This is a genomic window from Roseibacillus persicicus (assembly GCF_014651675.1).
Lineage (GTDB): Bacteria > Verrucomicrobiota > Verrucomicrobiia > Verrucomicrobiales > Akkermansiaceae > Roseibacillus > Roseibacillus persicicus.
In genome coordinates, this window is the sequence record NZ_BMXI01000002.1 from 1 (window position 1) to 20403 (window position 20403).

A 20403-nucleotide genomic window follows, 5' to 3' on the forward strand; every position below is an offset into this window, starting at 1 on the left:
ATCTCTTTAATCTTTCAAACCTCACCAACTAAAAAACCGAGAAAACACACTCGACAATAAAAGCCTCATAGCAGCACACCCAATCCGACCGACTCAGCGCGCTTTCACCACTTCTACCACTTTCCCTCCTTCAGTAAAGCCTCCGACCCACCAACGCGGTCAGATTTGTGGTGCTGCGCATTCTTCGGCATCTATCGCTTGGAACTGGTGGGCTCGATTCCAAACCTTTCAAGGACCTCTAGTTCGTCCTCAATAGCTGTCAATACATCTTTACTACGTGTTCCCATTGCTTCGATGTCCGGCTCACCTAAATAGACAGTCAATTCTCTATCACGAATCTGTGACAACTCCTTAATCTTCGAATTTACGGCTGGATGCCTAGTATTCAAACCTTCCTTCATCAAACCCTGGATACTCTCTAGGATCTGGCACCTTTTCGTCAGATATTGAACTTCTGCTTCCGAAAGCTCACGGACACGGTTCTTTCGGTTTGATTTCGTAGATTTAGTAATCTCAGACCCGCTATCAGACTGACCCTGTCGCGAATTTTTTACCACGTCGGAAGCACTCTTATTATTTGATTGGTCAGCAACATTACCTGCTGCGGGATTCCCAAGTGATGTCCGTTTACTACTGGATAGGACGATTGCAATAGCTACGACCAGAGCCACAAAGCCTAAGATTGCCCAGCGGACACTACTATTCATATTCTATGCCGAACGTTCCAGCCCTGCCGAACCGACCGTTCAGAGAGCTTCACTACTTCTACAGTATTCAAATATGCTGTCAATAAGGTAGGGTCCAGCGCGGTCGGGTTCGGCAGCGGCGCATTGTTCGGCACAGGTTCTGCGTCCGTTTGAACTCCCCTGTCCTCATTCCACGAGAAACGACTAGCAGGTCACTTTACCAAAATGCACCACTGTTCCATCTTCGAATACAATCTTAGCTCTTAAAATTCCAAGTTCACATTTCCCCTTCAGCAGCCTACTCGTTGCCCCCTTCTTCTTCACTAGAAGTTCTCCCTCATCGAAATAGATCTGCCCAATCCACCTTTCACCAATACGGACTCCGCCGGAGTCGAAAACGACCTTCACCTGTCCGTCTGGAGTTGAACTCGAATCGGCTAGAACAGTCCAACCCGGCATATGGAGGTATCCAATATTAATTCCGTCGTAGACCTGACCTTCCTCATTGAGCACCCCTCCTTCTTCTGACAAAACGACATTCACACTCAACCCCATCCAAACTATTAGAATCGCTAACAAGGCATCACTCATAATTTTTCAGCCGAACAAGTTATTATCCAGACCCCTGGATATCTCCAGAAATCTTTACAGAAAATGTTGAAAAATATGGCCGAAGTCAAGGTTTCGCTTTATTTCTTGGCTGTATATCATTCTGAAAAGGGGTGATATCGAGCCCCTTGATATCATTCCATGCACACGATTCCACGTCAGATCGAAGCCGTTTTGAGGCAGGAGTTGGCTCGCCGTCAGTTCAGTCGAACAGAGGTGGGTCATTCTTTGAAATGGTGCCGGTTCTTTATCGATTTTTGCCTGAAGTCAGGAAGTTCTCCTCGGGAACCGGATTCGATTCCGCTTTTTCTGCAGAAGATTGCGTCGAAAGGGCAGGGGCCAGAGCTCCAGCAACAGGCTCGGACGGCGGTTCAAATCCTCCAAGAGCTTTTGCCACAATTCCGAAAAGGGGTTGAAGTGACAAGCAATGAGGGGAAGGACGAGATGGTGGTGCAACCTGAACCCGTGCCTGCGAAGATCGCGGTAAAGAGAAAGGGAATTCAAAGGGGGGAAATAGCCAAAGAGACAGGTCCTGCCGAATCCGAGCTTTCTTGGGAGGTGCTTTATCATCGCTTGGAGGATTGCTTTGCCAGCGGTCAGTATGCCCGGACCACTCGGAAGTCCTATTTGGGGCATTTGCGTGGATATGAGACCTTTCTGGCAGAAGCCGATTCAAAAGAGGTTTCTTCTGAATCTGCCGCCGCATACTTAACTTATCTGGCCCGGGAGCGGCAGGTATCGGCTTCCAGCCAGAATCAGGCTTTCAATGCGTTGTTGTTTCTCTTTCGCAAGGTTCTTGATCAGCCGTTTGAGCCGTATGGGGTCCAGCGGGTGAAGAGAAGGCGCTACGTTCCGGTGATTTTGAGTGAGGAGGAAATAGCGATGGTTTTTTCTGAGATGGAGGGAACCTCGCTGCTGGTGGCGCAATTGCTCTACGGTTCGGGTCTTCGTCTCACGGAGTGTCTTTCGCTTCGGGTTCAGAGTCTTGATTTTGACCAATTGAGGGTGACGATTCATCGGGGGAAGGGGGGCAAGGACCGAGCGGTCCCGCTGTCGAAGGTTTTGGTCGATGACTTGAGGGCGCAATTGAAACAGTGCCGGACTCTCTATGAGGAGGATTTGGCTGAGGGTTATGCGGGTGCTTTTCCGCCGGAAACTGGGAGCCCGCGAAAGTGGGCTACGCGCATGAAGGAGTGGCCGTGGCAATTTTTGTTTCCGCAAGAGAATCTCACCCAAGTTCCGGAGAAAGACGAACTGCGGCGATTTCATCTGCATGAGACGAGCTTTAGCAAGCGGTTGAAGGCGGCAATCCGAAGGGCGGGGATTCATAAACGGGTTTCGGCCCATACCTTTCGTCATTCGTTCGCGAGCCATCTCTTGGTGCATGGCTATGATATCCGGTCGATTCAAGAGATGCTGGGTCACAGCGATATCAAGACTACGATGATCTATCTCCAGACGGTGCCGACATTGTCGAAGAAGGAGATGCAGAGCCCGCTCGATTTCTGGAAGCTTGGGTGACTCCCCGGGCGGTTGCCTGCTGGTCAGGTAAGGAGGCTTGATGAATGGGGGAGAGAGTGGCCTTTTGGAGTGAGGCTTTTAACGAGCTGCGGCTTTGAGCTTGGCAAACTGGGAGCGCATCTCGGCGAGTTTCTCGGCATGTTCCGCGCTGTTGATGAGGTCGTTTTCTTCGTGGGGATCGGTGCGGAGGTCGAAGAGTTGCTCCACCTTTTGTTCGGGCCAGTAGAAGTACTTAAAGTCTTTGCGGACGAGTGCTTCGGAGGCGGGGATGAAGCTGGCTTTCTGCAGGGTGGCGTGCTCGTAGAAGAACTCTGTCCGCCATTCCGGCTTTGTTTCCGCCAGATAGAGCGGGGCGATGTCCTGACCCTGCATGGTCTCGGGAATGTGAGAGTCGGTCGCGGCCAAGATGGTGGGCGCGAGATCGACGTTGAGCGTGAAGTCGTTGTTGGTGGTGCCGCGCTTCTCCTCGGGCATGCGGGGATCGCGGATGATGAGGGGCACCCGAATGCTTTCCTGATGGGGATACCACTTGTCTGCCAGTCCGTGTTCGGCGTGGTAGTAACCATTATCGGTGGTGAAGATAACGAGGGTCTCGTCGAGGACGCCTTGCTTCTCCAGTTCCTTGAGGACGAGTCCGCAAACGGTGTCCACCTCGGTGGCGAGGCGGTAGTAGTTTTTCATCATGCTCTGGAATTTCTCCGGAGTGTCGAAGCGCCAGTGCCAGCGGTTGCGGCCCTCGTTCTTTTCGTTGAAAAAGTCGGGGAGGTTTTGCCACGATTCCTCGGTCGCGTTGATCGGCACGGGGATGGTGAGGTCTTCATACAGCTTCATGCTTTCCGGTTGGGGAAGAAACTGCTTGGGGTTGTGGTCCTCGGCATGGGTGGCGAAGAAGGCCAGGGTGAGGCAAAAGGGTTGGTCCTTGGGGCGTTCTGTTAGAAATTCCAGCGCGTCGTTTTCGTTGCGCTTGGTGACGTGGACCTTCGAGCCGTCGGGCATGTCGATCCAATGACGGCCGTGATAGAAGCGGCCGAAGTCAAACTTGTCGGTGGGGTGCTTCCCGTTGTGCCACTTGCCCACGTGGCCGACGTAGTAGCCCTGGTCGCGCAAGATGCCGGGATAGGTTTCCTCCCAAGGGGTCTTGAAGGGCTTGAAGCTGACGTTGCCGTGACGCGACATCCATTGTCCGGTGAAGAGGGAGGCGCGGCTGACTCCGCAGATGGCGGTTGTCACGCAGTTCTCGGTGAAGCGCACGCCTTCCCTTGCGAGGGCATCGAGCTCTGGGGTGAGCACGATGGGATTGCCGGCTGCTCCCAGGGTGTCGTGGCGCCAGTCATCTGCGTAGAGCAAGACTACGTTCATGGGCTTGGCGGGACAAAGAGAGCTGAGGGCGGCGAGCAGGATGGCCGCTGGGGCGAAGAGACGTTTCATGGAGGGTGAGTTCGTTTTTGGACACCTTGAGAGCGGCGGCGAAGAACAACCCTTCTTCGGTTGCGCTCTCGTTTTGGCAAAATCCTGAACGTATTGTGTTTAATTGGAAGTGCCGTTTTATACCCTCTCGCCAGCCGTTTCTTTACGGGAACCGACGAATTTGTTCGGTTTCTGAGAAGGGGCAATCACTGGCGAGTGACGAAGTTGACAGTGACGAAACTGTTAAAACAAAAGGCAGGCGGGCTGGAGGAGTTCCTGATTGAACCTCGCGGCGTATGGCAACTTCACGAGTGAGCACCCTTCTAACAGCCTGTCTGGGGACTGTTCTTTTTTCCTCTTCCGCAAGCGCCCAATCCGGCTTGCTCGTCACCGAGCTGAAGTCCAATGGCGATGGTGGCGATTTCTGGGAGCTGACCAATGTGCGAGGATCGTCGGTCGATCTGACCGGTTGGTCGTGGGATGACGATAGCGCGGTCTTGGGAACAATAGTGATTCCGGATGGCACCACGATTGCGCCCGGAGAGTCGCTCATTTTTACCGGAGTGGACGAGGCCGAGTTTCGGGCTTACTGGAATCTGGATGCAGCGGTGCAGGTCCTCTTTGACGAAGGGGCTCCCGGATTGGGTGGTGGTGATGCTATCAATCTTTTTAATGCCACCGAACTTGTTCTGACATTTAGCTACGATGCGGAGGGGTTCACCAAGTCCGATGGCAGTCCTGCGGAAGGGGGGCACGCTGGGCTTTCGGCGGGAGGAAGTCTCGCGACCCAGTCCTTGGTGCTCGATCCGCTCTTTGGGACGGAGAATCCGCGCTACACCTTCGCGGATGGGTTCTTGAATGGAACGATTTCGCCAGCAGGGGACAACAATGCCGGCTCACCGGGTTCGGCTCATCTCGACTACACGGGGCCGGACTTCGAGCTCTCACTCACCGTTGCTCCCCCGGCCTTCTCTGAGAGTTCTTCTGACTTGGTGGAAGGGACGGTGACTCGCACGGGGGATACGACCGAGGAGCTGGTGGTCAATCTTTTCTCGGGAGACATCACCGAAGCGACTGTGCCAGCCAGTGTGACCATTCCGGCAGGACAGGCTGCGGCTGTCTTTGCGGTGACTCCGGCGGATGATGCGTTCCCGGATGGGGACCAGACCTTTGACCTGACGGCCACGGCGGCCGGTGGGTTGCCTGCCACTTTCTCTATCACGGTGGAGGACGATGGCGATACCTTCTCGCAGCGCCTGATGTTGACCGAGGTGCTTTCGAATCAATCCGGCACCGCACCCGACGGGGCGGAGGATTACTGGGAGTTGACCAACTTCGGGGCCGCGGCGGTCGACCTGAGTGGATACTCTTGGCACGACAGCGGGCGCGATGCCACTACGGCGGCAGACTGGGCTTTGCCGGAGGGCAGCTCGATTGCGTCGGGCGAGTCCGTGGTTTTTACCGAAACCGATCCCACCGTTTTTCGTCAGTGGTGGGGGCTGGATGAGTCGGTGCAGGTTTTTCAAGCCGTGGGAGGTCCCGGCCTTGGCAAGGGAGACGGGGTGTCTTTCTTCGATGCAGGTGGGAACGAGATATTCTTCTTCAGCTACGCGGTGGGTGACTTTGCACTAGAAAATGGGGACCCGTCCCTCGGCGAAGATCCCGTTGACCCGAACAATGCGGAGGACCCGGGACACGCCGGCATTGCCTCCGGGGGAGCGGAAGCCTTCCAAGCGGCGGTGTGGGTGCCTTCCTCGGGATTTGATGCACCGCGCTACACGGCGGCAACCGGTTCCAACTTCGGAACTTTCACTGGACCTGATTCTGAGGACTTGGGGTCGCCCGGACGTTTGGGTGCAGCGGTTGACCTTTCCATCTACGTGCGGGTGGGGCGCTATGATTTGCCCGAGCCGTCCCGCACCACCGCTCCGACTGACAACTTGTTGGCCGAGGAAGCTTCAGGCGTGGCCTACAATTGGGACACAGACAGTCTCTTCCTCGTGGGCGATGGCGGGCAGTCGGTGACGGAGGTTTCCAAGACGGGCGAGCTTCTCAGCACCATGACCCTGGCCCTCGGTTCCAGTCCGCAGGGAACGGATTTCTACGACCCGGAAGGCGTCACTTACATCGGCAACGGGGAGTTTGTTTTTACAGAGGAACGCGACCGCCAGTTGGTCAAGTTCACCTACGTGGCTGGTGCCACTCTCACGCGGGCGGATACCGAGGTGGTCAAGATTGGCACCTTTGTTCCCAATATCGGGACTGAGGGTTTGTCCTTTGACCCGCTGACCGGCGGCTTTGTGGTGCTGCGGGAGAAGGACCCCATCGGGATTTTTCAAACTGATGTCGATTTTGAGAACGGGACCGCCAGCAATGGTTCGGCCACCACGGAGGATTCGGTCAACCTGTTCGATCCTGTGCTTTTGGGGATGACGGACGTGGCGGACGTCTTCGCCCTTTCCAATTTGCCCAACCGCTATGCCGGAAGCCTTCTGGTATTGGGGCAGGAAGATGGTCGCGTGGTGCACATCGACCGCGCGGGCAATGTCTTGAGCACTCTCAATATTGCCTCTGACCCGGGTAATCCCTTGTCGGTCGCGGACCAACAGCATGAGGGCATCGTAATGGACCATGACGGGTTCATCTACATTGTGAACGAAAATGGCGGAGGTAGCATCGACCGTCCGCAGTTGTGGGTCTACAAGGCAGCCACTGGACCTAATCAAGCTCCTACGGAAGTCGCGCTCAACAATGCGGTCACTTCGGTGATTGAAAACACCAACACTCAATCCGGTCTGAAGGTCGCCGACATCATCATCACCGATGATGGTCTGGGCAGCAACGAAGTGACCGTCTCGGGAGTGGACGCTGACTTCTTCGAGGTCGTCAACAGTGAGCTCTTTGTCAAAGCGGGAACCTCTCTCGATTTCGAAATCCAGTCCAGCTACTCCATCAGCATCGAAGTCGATGATGTAACGGTGGGAGGAAGCCCGGATGCGTCGGTTCCCTTCATCCTCGTCGTTACCGACCTGATAGATGAAACCGTGACTGGTCCTGCGGTCATCGTCTCCGAGGTTGCTCCCTGGTCGAGCGGCAATAGCGAGGTGGGCGCGGACTGGTTCGAGCTCACCAACACTTCGGATTCGACCATCGACCTGACGGGTTGGAAGATGGACGACAACTCCGACAGCTTCGGGCAAGGGGCTTTCCTGGAGGGGGTCCCTAGCATCGCTCCCGGCGAGTCGGTGGTCTTCATCGATGGCGCGCTGGCGGATTTGGAAAGTATCGGAGCGAACTTTTTCAGCAACTGGTTCGGAGAGAGTGCTCCGGCTGGTTTGCAGATTGGCACTTACGATGGACCCGGACTCGGCACGGGTGGGGATGCGGTGAATATCTACGATGCCTCCGGGGCCTTGCAGACTCGCCTCGCCTTCGGGCCCTCGCCGGAAGCGGCACCATTTGCGACCTTCGATAACAGCGCGGGCCTCGACGAGGTTGAGATTGCTTTCTTGAGCGAGGAAGGCCGGTATGGAGCGTTCCTAGCTGCCAATGGCGTCGAAATCGGTTCGCCTGGAACAACGGGAGCGCTCATTGTTTCCGAGGTGGCCCCTTGGAGCAGCGGTAGGGACATCGACGCTGATTGGTTCGAGGTAACTAACCTGACTGCACGCGAAGTCAGCATCGAAGGATGGAGCTATGATGACAACTCGGAGTCCTCGACCACGGCGGTGCCCTTGCATGGCATCACTACTTTGGCTGCCGGTGAGTCCGTGATTTTCATCGAGGCGAATACTCCCGAAGACTTGGAGTCCCTCCGCGCGGAGTTCCTTTCTCTTTGGTTTGGTGACCGGGCTCCGGCTGCGCTGCAGATTGGAAGCTACTCCGGGAGCGGAATCGGTCTCAGTGGCAATGGGGATGCGGTCAACCTCTTCGACAGCGAAGGGAACCGTCGCGCCAATGTCTTCTTTGGCGCTTCTCCCGAGGGGCCTTACGCGACCTTCGACAACGCCGCTGGTCTCGAGAAAGCGGAGTTGACTCGTTTGAGTATCGTCGGCTTGCACGGAGCCTTCGCCGCCTTCGCGGACCAAGAGCAAATCGGTTCGCCCGGTAGAATCCAAGGTCTTCCCGTTCCAACTGAGGAGCCGGAAAAAGGTTACGAAGTTCTCACTGCACTCAGCACGGCGACTCTGCCGCGTGGAGCTGAGATTGGCGCTTATGATGTGGCGTCGAAAATGGTCTACGTCACTTCGGGGGACGGCCTGCAAACCGTCGACCTCACTGACCCTGAGAATCCAGTGGTCAGCGAAACCATCTTTGCCGACGGTGCTGAGATCACCTCTACTGCGGTTCAGCCCGGGACTGGAGTGATTGCCATCGCGGTGGTCAACGCCACGGACAAGACTCTGCCGGGTTCGGTTCAGTTCCATGATTCCACCGGAGCCCTTCTCAATACCGTAACGGTGGGGGCCTTGCCGGACCAAATCGTCTTTACCCACGATAGCACCAAGTTGCTGGTGGCCAACGAAGGTCAGTCTGCGGACCCCGAGGAAAACGACCCTCTGATTTTCCCTAACCCCGAAGGCTCGGTGAGCATCATCGACCTGAGCGGGGGAGTGGCTTCCGCGACAGGGGTGATTGCCGACTTCAATGCCTTCGATAGTCAGGCTGATGACTTGCGGGCGGCGGGAGTGCGTCTTTTCCCGAATGTCACTGCTACGGAGACTCTCGTAGATGAGGATGAGGAGCTCACTGTCTCGCAAGACCTCGAGCCGGAAGCGATCGCCATCACGGAGGATGACTCTTTTGCCTACATCACTTTGCAGGAAAACAACGCGGTCGCAGTGCTCGATATAGCCAATGCCACCTTCACCGAAATTCTCCCGTTGGGCTTGAAGGATCATAGCTTGGTTCGCAACGCGTTGGATGCCAGCAATCGGGATGTTCCCGGGGAAAGCGAAGAGGGGCGCATCAATATCCAGCCTTGGCCCATATTCGGAATGTATATGCCTGATCACATCAAGACCTACGAAGCGGGTGGCGAAACCTACTTCATCATTGCCAACGAGGGCGATGGACGTGCGGTGGACGAGACTCGCGGAGGTAGCCTGAATGTGGATGAGACCGCGTTTCCGGATGCTTCGCTCTTTGACGATGATAATTTGGGAAGACTCAAGTTCTCCAACGTGGATGGTGACGTGGATGGCGATGGTGACATTGATGTCCTGCACTCCTTCGGGGCGCGCTCGTTTTCCATCTATGATAGCGCGGGCAATCAGATCTACGACAGTGGCAGCGACTTCGAGGTCATCACGGCGGCTTTGGTGCCCGAGCTTTTCAACTCTGACGAAAGCGACCCTGGTGAGTTCGATGCGCGGTCCGACGACAAAGGTCCCGAGCCGGAAGGTCTCACTACTGGTGTGGTCAATGGTCAGACCTATGCCTTCATCGGGCTCGAGCGAGTGGGCGGCATCATGGTTTATAACGTCACTGATGTGAACAAGGTCTGCTTCGTGCAGTATCTCAGCACCGCTGGTGACCAAGCGCCGGAGGGACTGGTCTTTGTCCAGGCAAGCGAGAGCCCCATTGGCACGCCTCTGCTGTTAGTCACCAACGAGGCCAGCAACACTCTAACGACTTATGAGTTCAATCCTCCCTTCACCCTCGAGCTTTTCCACTTGGCTGACCAAGAGGCCTCGGTCAATGCAGTGGGTGATGCGCCGCGTCTCTCTGCCATCTTGAACAAGTTGCGGGCGGATGATTTAGGTGCAGACGGATTGCCCGACAACTCGCTGACCTTGTCGTCCGGTGACGCCATCATTCCCGGGCTCTTCTACGAAGCATCGGCTGCGGTTTATGGCTCGGCGGGCATTGCGGACATTCAGATTCAGAACGAGTTGGGAATTCAGGCCGTTGCGCTGGGGAACCACGAGTTCGACTTTGGCACCGAAATGTTGGCCGGACTGATTGACGGTTCGGCAACGGGGGCGATTCTCGATTCGGACTACGCGGGAACGAGCTTTCCCTATCTTTCCGGCAACTTGAACTTTGCCACGGACGCTGCGATGGCTCCCTTGGTCACTGCCGACCATCAGCCTCCGGTTGGCGGGCGCGTGGCGGCTACTACGGTTATTGAGGTGAATGGGGAAAAGATCGGAGTCGTCGCCGCGACCACTCCGACCCTTGCTTCCATCTCCAGCCCTGGTTCGATTGGCATCACGCCCGCACCTTTTGCAGGGTCTCCCAGCCGCTTCGAGCTGGATGAACTGGCGGCGGTGATTCAGGAGGATGTCGACGCTTTGCTTGCGACGGATGCTTCCATTAACAAAGTCATCTTGCTCGCCCACATGCAGCGTATCGATATCGAGCAGGCCTTGGCCACCCGCCTTCGGGAGGTGGACATCATTGTGGCCGGAGGATCGAACACCCGCCTCTTCGACGAAGAGGATCGCATCCGTTCGGGTGATAGCTATCAGGGGGCGTATCCGCTGATGAGCCACGACGCGGATGGTCAGCCGGTGGCTATTGTGAACACCGATGGGTCCTACAAATACTTGGGGCGCCTGGTGATCGACTTTGACGCCACGGGAACTCTGATTCCAGAAAGCTATGACCCGACCATCAGTGGCGCCTATGCCACCGACGAGCAGGGGGTGGCAGAGCTCGACGCGGCAGCCTTTGTGGATCCGGAGATTCAAAGCATTGCCGATGCCATCGAAGCCCAAATCATCATGACCGATGGCAACTACTTCGGCGTCACGACCGAGTTCCTCAATGGCAATCGTTCCGGGGGGCCGACCGATGGAGTGCGCACCCAGGAAACCAACCTCGGGAATCTGACGGCGGATGCCAATTTGGCGGCTGCTAGGGAAGTGGACCCCACGGTTGTGATGTCCATTAAGAATGGAGGTGGCATTCGGGCCAGCATCGGGGAGACCGTGGTTCTCCCGGGTGACACCGTAGCCAGCCGTTTGGCACCAGCAGCCAATCCCTTGAGCGGACGTCCTGCGGGAGGAATCAGCCAGAACGCGATTCAAGCCGCGCTCGCTTTCAACAACAACCTCATTCTTCTGACTCTAACAAAGGCCGAGATCGTGGCTCTGCTCGAGCATGGTATCGAAGCCATTCCCGGAGTGAGTGGACAGTTCTCCCAAGTGGGCGGGGTGCGATTCAGCTACGACCAATCGAGTAGTCCGCGCATCGTGAATGCCGTCTTGGTGAACGAGTCGGGAGAGGTCACCGACGTGTTAGCGATGGATGGTCAGATTGTGGGAGACCCTGACGAGACCTTCCGCATCGTCACCCTGGACTTCCTTTCCCGTCCCAACTTCGACAATGCTGGCAACTTTATCGGGGCAGGGGATGGATATCCTTTCCCCAACTACAACACCGATCCAGGAACGCCGGAGGCTCCTCGAGCGGTGGCCTCGCCCGAGCAAGTGAGCCGAATCAATCCGGTGGTGATCACTCGTGATGAGGTGCGCACCGGAGTGGCCCAGTTCGCGGATGATTATTCCGAGCAAGATGCCCTCGCGGAATACTTGGTCAGTCGTTTCCCCGAGTCCACCCCGTATGAGGAAGCGGATCTGCCCCCGATGGCGGACCTTCGGATTCAGTCCTTGGGAGACCGTCAGGACGAGGTCTTAGGTGGCGTCTCTCTTGCGGTCTTTAGCGAAGCCTTTGGCGAACACTCGGATAGCGATCAAATGGACCTGCTCTTCGAGTATGCCTATGGACTCAATCCCGGAGCAGACGATGACATCTTGCAGTTGGGGGAAAATGGAGAAGTCCTCGCCCGTGGCGGAGAGTTCTTTGACCTCGCGGTCACGAGCAATGGGGTCAGCTTCACGGCCAACTTCCTTCGCCGGAAAGACTTCGCCCGACAGGGGCTGATTTACACGCCGCAATACACTTCGCAAAGCAAGCTGGGCACCCAGTGGTATGATGCGGCTGTGGTTCCGGTTGTGGTCGGCGAAGATGGCGAGATGGAGGTCGTGCAGGTGGAGTTCCCCATCTTCACTCCCGATGCGGAGAAGGCCCAGTTCTTCCGGATGAAGGTCGACACCGCAGCGGTTCCCGAGGGGTAAGGAGAAAGACGAACAACCCAATTATTGCTAAAAGAAATATCACTATGAAAACACGCATTGCTCTCTTCCTCGGACTCGCTTTGAACTCTCAGGCGGCAGTCATTTGGAGTGGAATCCAAGATATCCCGATTCCCGTCGCCACTGGTATCGGTGACCTTGATGGAGTCTTCATCGACATCGACCAGCCAGGGCTGAGTTCGGTCGCCACGATTTTGGAAGACTCTAACGAGGTCAATTTCACCCTCGGAGGAACCGGTCTTTTTACAGGTGGAGGATTCTTGCCGGTTCGCCAAATGTCCTCCGCGACTGGTGCGGTCGTCAAGTTGCTGCCGGGGGATTCGGTAGAGGTGGCAACTTCCATCACTGGACCTGCGGGCCTCGGTGCGAATCAGGAGGTCTTTGCGGAGAGCGCGGATGACTTCTTTGTGGGGGAGTCCGCTTACCTCGGCTTTCTCTTCAGTCCCGACGGAACCTCAACCTTACATCCCGGCTGGATGCGGGTGACCCTGACGAACAATACCCCCGGGGGAGTGGTTCACGAATGGGCCTACGAAAGCGACCCTCAATCCGCGATCGTGGTCGGAGCGGTTCCCGAGCCAGCTACTGCCATTCTCGCGTTCCTTGGCCTAGGGCTTGTGCTGCGCCGTCGTCGATAGATTTCTGCCTCGCTGTTTACAGTTCGCTGCTGAGTGGTAGTGATTCAGGAAAGCCCGCTTGGAGACAAGCGGGCTTTTTTTATGCCTCAAAAGGGAGCTGGGATTGCCGGCTACTTGGGTCACGGCGGCGCTTTGGTCATGCGCGATGGCTTTTAGAGAGGAGGTGGTTGACTGGGTAAGCCAGACTGGGAGATGCTTCGAGGAGAAGCCGACCACTTGAAGTGGGTGGGCTTTTATCTGACTCAACCATGCTCGCTCTCGGCACCATCATCAACGTCTCCATTCTGTGGTTTCTCATTACGCTCTACACGAGGTCGACCAATTCTGCCGAGAGTCTGCGGGAAACTTGGATTGTGGTCATTGGGATGACGATTGTTAGATTACTTTCCCATTTGATTCTGGGCGGCATATTGGGGCCCTTCACATTCTTTATCGAACTCGTGGCGCTCTATTTCTTGACCGAGAAAATTTGTGAAACGAGTCGCAAGGTGAGTCTGAAGATTTGTCTGTGGTATTTCCTGATTTCGGTTTTCTTGGGATTGGTGTTCAGGCTTTTTGCTTCGTGACGAGATGAAGCTATCGGAGTTTAAGCGTCGGTTGGTTGCGGGGTCGTTTCCCGCATTTCCGGATTTGGCGACCGCTTTGGAAAGGTTGCATTTTGTGCAGGCAGACCCGATTCGCTCTCCCGCTCGGGCGCAGGATTTGATGTTGCGACAGCGAGTGGTTGGGTATCGCGCGGGGGATTTGGAGGAAGGTTTTGAAGACTTGGATGCGGAAGAGGGGTATCTTTTCGCCTATGGGTTCATGAAGCCGGAAGTGTGGAGCGACTTGCGTGGACGGAACCGGGAAGGGCTCTCCGAGCTGGAGAAAGAAGTTCTCGCCGCTGTGTCTCGCTTGGGCGAGGCACATCCCCGTGACCTCGACGATGAGTTCGGGCAGCGCGCGGTGAAAAACTATTGGGGCGGCAAATCCAAGGAGACAAAACGCGTCCTCGAGGAGTTGCACGATGATGGCTTTCTCCGGGTGAGCCGGCGGGAGAAGGGAATCAGGATCTATCAGGTCCCAGCCGAAGCGATAGAAGAAGAGCGCGACCCCGTTGAGCGCTTCTCGCGATTGACTTTGCTAACAGCGCGAATCTTCGGGCCCACCACGAAGAGTTTTTTGCTCTCGGAGTTGAAGGCTTTGAATCATCTGGTTCCCAAGCGAGCCGAAAGGGAAAGGGCGGTTGAGCAGTTGATTGCAGAGGGAGAGCTGGAAGAACTCATGGTCGAAGGAATCAATTATCTTTGGAAGAGTGAGGAGTGGCAACTGGATGGGGTGCCGGAACGAGTTCGGATCCTCGCTCCCTTCGACCTCTTGGTGAGAAACCGGCAACGCTTCGAGCAAGTTTGGAATTGGCGCTATCGTTTCGAGGCCTATGTGCCGGCAGCCAAGCGGGAGCGCGGCTACTACGCCATGCCTCTGCTCTGGAGAGACGAGGTGATCGGTTGGGTGAATGCGAAGGTGACGGGAAAGCGTTTGGAGGTGGAGCCAGGGTTCGCCAGTGTCCGTCCCCGCGAGCAGCGTTTTCGAAAGGCGCTTGAAGAAGAGGTTGAGGCGATGGCTGTCTTTTTGGGTTTGGAAAGTGGGGCGTGGGAAGTGACGCGATAGGTGTCGGAGAGAGATTCTCGACAATTGACGGAGGGCGTAGGCTTGATAGAAGCATTGCAGGCCTTTGCTTTTGGAGGCAAAGGTTAGACTTCACCTTGGGGGCACGATGAAACAATTCTCACCGACTCAGTTGGTTCTAGGTGGCTGTGTCCTCGCCTTTGGGGCCTCGTTTCTAAATACCGGATTTATTCTCACCACGGGAACTTCGGTCAGTCATCTAACAGGTGATATTGCGAGGATTGGTTCCGGCTTTGCGGCGCTCGGTAGCGAAGGGGTGAAGGAGGTATTGAATGTGGTTGTGGCCACCATAGGGTTCGTCACTGGGGCGACTACTTCGGGCTTTCTTCTTCATCATCCGACACTGGAAATGAAGATGCCTTATGGTCGAATTCTTTCCGCCCTGGGTCTGTGTCTGGTTCTTTCGCACTTTGCCTATCTTCGTTCGCCATTGCTGGCTATTGCCATTGCGAGTGCGGTTTGCGGAATTCAGAACGCTCTGGCCAGTCGCTATCGCGGTGTGGTCTTGCGGACGACTCATTTGACGGGGCTTTTCACCGACTTTGGCATCCATCTCGGGATGAAGCTGCGGGGGCATAAGATTGAACGCTGGAAAATTTTAATTCCTGTCTGGCTGACCCTCTCATTTCTGCTTGGTGCCATTCTTAGTGGAATTCTTCTGCACTGGGGAAGCCGACATTGGATTCTTGCTGCCGGAGTGGGTTATTGCTTGAGCGGAGTATTCTGGAGCATCTACAAGCGGACGCGGTCATCTTTAGCTGAGGAAAACTAGCAGATGAGCTTTCAGTTCGTTTGGTCCTGACTGTCTTTGAGGAGTATCGAGTTGTTCGTTCTGTTGCCTTTCGATGGGTGCTGAGGCATAGCGGGTCCATCCAGGGTGCCGATCTTGTTTTTGATGTCGGCGAAGAAGGCGGGAAGAATAATTTTTTAGACGGTGGGACTTTCCTTTGACTTGGGATGAGACTAGGTAGTTTGCTACATGGACGTAGTTTACCTGATTGGCCCCATCATTCTCATTGCGGTTGTTCTGGCCGCAGTGTGGCTGGACCGTTGGAGTGTGCCTGTGATTCTCATCGCGTTGGGAGCGGGGATTGTTTTCGGGAGTGATGTTCTCAATCTTTGGCATTTCGATGATATCGTGCTTACCAACAAGGTCGCGAACCTGGCTTTGGTCTTCATTCTTTTCTATGGCGGGATTTCAACAAAGAAGGCCGACTTCAAGCAGGTGGCCTTGCCGGCGGGAGGGCTGGCTACTTGGGGGGTGATTCTGACCTCGTTGGTGACCTTTGGAGTGCTCTACGGGATTTTCGGGTGGGGTTTTGAGAAGGCCATCCTCTTGGCGGTGATCGTCTCCTCGACGGATGCGGCTGCTATCTTCTCAATCCTGCGCCGGCAGTCTTTGCCGAAGAAATTGTCGTCTACGGTGGAGATCGAAAGTGGGGCCAATGACCCGATGGCGATCCTGCTAACGGTTGCGGTGGTGCAGAGCCTGACTGTTGGGCATCCCCCGATTCCGATGATGGTGCTGAACTTTCTCTGGCAGTTTGGCGCGGCCCCGGTTCTGGGTTGGTTGATGGGCCGGGCGGCCTTGTGGTTGTTCAATCATCTCACTCCGCAGGATCGGGGGCACTTCTATGTCCTGACATTGGGGATCGCACTCTTGGTTTACGGGTTGGCGCAGGTGATTGGAACCAGTGGAATGTTGGCTGTCTTCATCGCGGGTTTCGTGCTGGGGAATCACTCCTTCATTCACAAGCAGGGAGTGATTAACTTCTCCTCGGCGGTATCGACCGTGGCCAATATAGGTATGTTTGTTCTCTTGGGCCTTCAGGTTTTTCCTCGGGAATGGGCAGGGATTTGGTTTGAGGGGATTCTGCTCTTTCTCGTACTGACCTTTTTGGCCCGGCCACTGGCTGTGCTGGTGGGGACTGCGGGGATGCGATTGGGCTGGCGGAACAAGGTCTTTATCTCTTGGGCGGGTCTGCGTGGAGCAGTGCCCATTGTTCTTGCCACCTATCCCATGGCGGCGGGTATCGAGGCTGGGGAAGAGATCTTCAATCTGGTCTTCTTCGCCGTATTGCTTTCCGTCGCGGTGCAAGGGGGATCGCTGGGGCCACTTGCCGGGTGGCTCAAGTTGACTGTGCCGGCGAGACCACGGCCTTTGTTTAACCTTGAGCTCGTCACGATGGCGGCCAGTGACTTGGACATGATCGTGGTTGACTTGCCCGGACCCAAGGGCGTTGGAGGTGCGAAGATTGCCGAGTTGGATCTGCCGCAAGGTGCGGTCATCACGCTGGTGACACGGGAACGGGAATTGGTCTTGCCGAAGGGATCGACCGAGCTGAGGGGGTGGGACCAAGTCAGTGTGCTCGCCCCTGCCATCGAGGAAGAGGCGATTCGCGAGGCACTGATGGGAGCAATTCCGATTCCTGCTCCGGAAGAGGAAAGTTAATCCTTTTCCGCGGAGGCAGGAGCAGTTGCGTCGACCAAGCGCCAGGTTCTCACCCAGTCATATTTCGTGGTGCGCTGTTCCCAGTTGCCGCTGGCGACGAGTCCGCCATCAGCGGGGAGGGGATTCCAGTCATAGGTCTCGATCGCCATCTGAATGAAGGCCGGGACATCCCATTTCACGTTGGGAGTGATGGAGTAAACATACTTTCCGTCGAGGAAGAATTGAACTTCATCCGTTGATTTCCACCAGGCGGCATAGACGAAGAATCGCTCGTGATTCTTGCTATCGGTATATTTTTGTCCCTGGCGTTGCACCTTGGTGGGATTGTGACGGTTGACGCGATGGATAAGGTTGGAGTGAAAAATTTGGTCCCAGTCTTTGACCCAGCTATCAGCATTGGGGCTGACGCGTCCGACACACTCCTGAATATCGAGCTCCAGCTTCTTCTCGGATTGGCCCTTCGTCATGAGCCAGAAGGTGGATGACATTTCAGTGGCATTGGCCTTCATCCGGCACTCGAAATACCAGCCGGGTTGTCCGGCGTGATGGGAACGGACGATGGCGCCCTGATAGCTATATTCGCTGTCGCCGAATTTCTGAGGTTTCTCCAGTTTGCCTACCGTGACGTTCATGTTGCCGTCTTTCACCACGACGTTTTCCGCACGAAAGAGGGCCGGGGGACGGCCGATCCAGTTCCATCCGTTTCCTTTGGGGTTCGCCTGCCATTTGGATAAATCGAGGGTGCTGCCTTGGAATTCATCAGACATTTTATGCACCTTGGTCCAGGTTTTCCCTTCGGGCTTGGGATCCTGATCTTTTTGGAAATAGGGACCGTCCTGACCGAAAGCCAGCGGGCTGAGCAAGGTGAGGAGCAAGGTTGCAAGTGGGCGGATTATCATAGTGGTAGGATGAGGGATGTGTTGAACGACCAGTTGGAAGGACGAGCTTTGCAGAGTGATTCGCGAACTGGTTTTGTCGGTCGCTTTTTCCGACCTTGTGGCTCGGATATGTTGCCGCAGAGGAAAAAGATGAAATAGAAACGCAAAGATTTCCCGCCTGGTCCAGTTGCGGGGAGCGCCAAACTCAGCGGGGACTAGAATGGACAGCGTCAGTCGATAGACCTAAGCTGGCCCTTTGAGCACTGTGGAAAAGCATCTGGTGATAGTAGGGGGCGGCCCGGCCGGGCTTCGGGCGGCGGAGGTTGCGGCTGCCGCAGGGATTCGGATTTCGCTCTACGAAGCGAAGCGGTCCGTGGGGCGGAAATTTCTGGTGGCGGGCAAAGGGGGCTTCAATATCACGCATGCCGAGGATGTGAGCCTCTTCGCCACGCGATACCGGGGGCCTGAACAGCCGCCCGAATTCTGGGATCGGGCCCTGGCTGCTTTCAGCAATACCGACCTTCGGGGGTGGGCTGCCCGGTTGGATGTGGGCACCTTTGTGGCATCCAGCGGGAGGGTGTATCCCAAGGCCTTGAAGGCGGCTCCCTTGTTGCGGGCCTGGTTGAGGCGTTTGAAAAATCGGGGAGTAAGCTTTCATGTGAACCATCGGCTCGTGGGGTTGGAGAAAGGGGAGCGCTTCCATTTGCAATTCGAGACACCCGATGGTTGTGAAAAGGTAGATGCCGATGCGGTTGTGTTGGCGATGGGAGGTGGCTCATGGCCCCAGACCGGATCGGACGGAACATGGGTTGGCCTGTTAGAGTCGCTGGGGATAGCGGTGAACACTTTGACTTCGGCGAATTGTGGATGGGAGGTCCCTTGGGCGTCCTCTGTTTTGGAAGAAGGGGAGGGCAAGGCTCTCAAAAACCTCGTTCTGCGAGCGGGTGAGGTTGAGGCCCGCGGGGAGCTGGTTATTACTCGCTACGGGTTGGAAGGAGGTCCTATCTATCAACTGGGGCCGGCCTTGAAGGCCATGAAGGAGCCGGTGCTGGAGATTGATTTCAAGCCCACCTTTACCGAGGAAAAGCTTGTGGCCAAGATGGAGTCGGCGCGGCGGAACTTTCTGGCGGAGGCGAGGGTGCGATGGAAGTTGAGTGCAGAGGCTTGTTTGATTCTGGAGAGTCTTTACGGGCCGTTCGAATCCGCGGAGGCTTTGGCCAAGGTGACCAAGCGTTGTCAGCTGCCCTTGATTGGCCCTCGCCCGATTGCGGAGGCGATATCGTCGGCAGGGGGAGTCAGGTGGTGCGAGTTGGACGAAGATCTGATGGTGAAAAAGTTGCCCGGTCTCTTCGTGGCAGGAGAGATGATCGATTGGGAGGCTCCGACCGGCGGCTATCTCATGCAAGGCTGCTTCGCGAGTGGGACCCTGACGGGGCAGGCCGCAGAGAGCTTTCTTAATCCAGCCGCGGACGCTTAATTTTCTGGAGCCGGGACGTAAATGGTTCCGTTCGCGAAAATGCGGGAGTTTGCGGACAAGGCGCATTTGTTGATGCGATTCAGGGTCTCCACGTCGGTGCCGACCTTCGCTGCGACTTCTCCAAAGGTGGTCGTATTGGGAACGCGAATGAGGATGCGCTGGGTTGGCTCTTCCTTGGCGGGAGTCGATTTATACTGGGGAGTGAGTGAAGACTGCGGAGTGGACTGAGGTTCTTGTTGCCGCTGTTGTAGAGAACGCATGGGAGGAGAGGCATAGCCCTGTTGAGGTTGGCTTTGGCTTCTCACGGAAGGAATGTTGAGCTTTTTCCCGATCCGCAGGCGACTGGGATCGATTCCAGGATTGCTGCCCAAGAGCTGGCTGAGGCCTACTCCGTAGCGTTCTGCGATCTCGGAGAGAGTGTCGCCGGACTGGACGGTGTAAGTGCGGGCCCGGGTGTTTAGCTCCGCCATGTAGTTCGCAGCCTGGGAAGCCGAGGGGATGGTGAGTTGCTTCCCAATGGGCAAGCGCAGGGGATCGGTGCCGGGGTTGGCGGTGAGCAGAGCCCCTAGGGAAATGCCGTGGGCTTCCGCGATTTCGGAAAGAGTATCACCGCTCTGAACGCGGTAGGCGCGGGGATGGGTCGAGGCGGTGGCGGGATATTGGCCTCCCTGTTCGTCCCAGCGGTGAGTGACTACCGGGTTGTTTGGCATGATGACCACTTGTTGGGGCTGTTGTTGGGGAAGATAGGCTTGGGCTGGGGCAGCTGCCGGACGATTGGCCACTTCCTCAATTCTCTTCAATTGATTGGTGAAGAGGAGCCGCATCTCGTGGAGCTCGGTTTCCAGACGGCTGATGCGCTCGCCTTGGTCCTTCAGGCGATCTTCTGTGAGGCTGGGGGGAGGAGTCGCGGCGGGGGCGGGGGCACTCTGGGACTGGGGGGTGGCCGACTGTGGTCCCGAACCTTC

Annotated in this window: 13 protein-coding genes; 8 read left to right on the forward strand and 5 right to left on the reverse strand. The window is 56.2% G+C overall.

The features are described from left to right. Positions 1 to 191 precede the first annotated feature (191 nt). Positions 192 to 707 carry a hypothetical protein gene (locus IE099_RS02300; protein WP_189567000.1) on the reverse strand — a complete coding sequence of 172 codons (516 nt, stop codon included), beginning with the start codon at positions 705 to 707 and terminating at the stop codon, positions 192 to 194. Positions 708 to 890: 183 nt separating this feature from the next. Further along, complete coding sequence (locus tag IE099_RS02305) at positions 891 to 1277, reverse strand: hypothetical protein (protein ID WP_189567002.1); 387 nt, start codon at positions 1275 to 1277, stop codon at positions 891 to 893. 159 nt (positions 1278 to 1436) lie between these two features. On the opposite strand from IE099_RS02305, the gene IE099_RS02310 reads away from it, so the two are divergent. Then, positions 1437 to 2816 (forward strand): integron integrase, encoded by a 1380-nt coding sequence (locus IE099_RS02310; RefSeq protein WP_189567004.1) that lies wholly within the window; start codon positions 1437 to 1439, stop codon positions 2814 to 2816. Positions 2817 to 2894: 78 nt separating this feature from the next. On the opposite strand, the gene IE099_RS02315 is transcribed toward IE099_RS02310, so the two are convergent. Continuing rightward, positions 2895 to 4175 (reverse strand): sulfatase family protein, encoded by a 1281-nt coding sequence (locus tag IE099_RS02315; RefSeq protein ID WP_345778120.1) that lies wholly within the window; start codon positions 4173 to 4175, stop codon positions 2895 to 2897. A gap of 344 nt (positions 4176 to 4519) precedes the next feature. On the opposite strand from IE099_RS02315, the gene IE099_RS02320 reads away from it, so the two are divergent. The 6 genes from IE099_RS02320 (at position 4520) to IE099_RS02345 (ending at position 17083) form a co-directional block, all read left to right on the forward strand. Then, positions 4520 to 12307, forward strand: a complete 7788-nt coding sequence (locus IE099_RS02320; protein ID WP_189567008.1) for a choice-of-anchor I family protein — start codon at positions 4520 to 4522, stop codon at positions 12305 to 12307. Positions 12308 to 12351: 44 nt separating this feature from the next. Beyond that, positions 12352 to 12963: a PEP-CTERM sorting domain-containing protein gene (locus tag IE099_RS02325; protein WP_189567010.1), complete on the forward strand. Its 612-nt coding sequence runs from the start codon at positions 12352 to 12354 to the stop codon at positions 12961 to 12963. Positions 12964 to 13211: 248 nt separating this feature from the next. Further along, the gene (locus IE099_RS02330) at positions 13212 to 13529 is read left to right on the forward strand and encodes a hypothetical protein (RefSeq protein WP_189567013.1); all 318 of its coding nucleotides are present in this window, start codon (positions 13212 to 13214) and stop codon (positions 13527 to 13529) included. Between the two features lie 4 nt (positions 13530 to 13533). Then, positions 13534 to 14613, forward strand: coding sequence for a DNA glycosylase AlkZ-like family protein (locus IE099_RS02335; RefSeq protein WP_189567015.1), 1080 nt, complete (start codon positions 13534 to 13536; stop codon positions 14611 to 14613). A 106-nt stretch (positions 14614 to 14719) separates the two neighbouring features. Then, positions 14720 to 15403, forward strand: coding sequence for a YoaK family protein (locus tag IE099_RS02340; RefSeq protein WP_189567017.1), 684 nt, complete (start codon positions 14720 to 14722; stop codon positions 15401 to 15403). Positions 15404 to 15610: 207 nt separating this feature from the next. Then, positions 15611 to 17083, forward strand: coding sequence for a potassium/proton antiporter (locus tag IE099_RS02345; RefSeq protein ID WP_189567019.1), 1473 nt, complete (start codon positions 15611 to 15613; stop codon positions 17081 to 17083). Here IE099_RS02345 and IE099_RS02350 read toward each other — a convergent pair. After that, positions 17080 to 17982: a LamG domain-containing protein gene (locus IE099_RS02350; protein ID WP_229809353.1), complete on the reverse strand. Its 903-nt coding sequence runs from the start codon at positions 17980 to 17982 to the stop codon at positions 17080 to 17082. The genes IE099_RS02345 and IE099_RS02350 overlap by 4 nt on opposite strands. Before the next feature lie 244 nt (positions 17983 to 18226). On the opposite strand from IE099_RS02350, the gene IE099_RS02355 reads away from it, so the two are divergent. Further along, the gene (locus tag IE099_RS02355) at positions 18227 to 19438 is read left to right on the forward strand and encodes a BaiN/RdsA family NAD(P)/FAD-dependent oxidoreductase (RefSeq protein ID WP_229809373.1); all 1212 of its coding nucleotides are present in this window, start codon (positions 18227 to 18229) and stop codon (positions 19436 to 19438) included. Here the strand turns inward: IE099_RS02355 and IE099_RS02360 are convergent. Then, positions 19435 to 20403: LysM peptidoglycan-binding domain-containing protein (locus IE099_RS02360; protein ID WP_194598365.1), on the reverse strand; the 969-nt coding region annotated here is incomplete at its 5' end. The two genes, IE099_RS02355 and IE099_RS02360, sit on opposite strands and share 4 nt — an antisense overlap.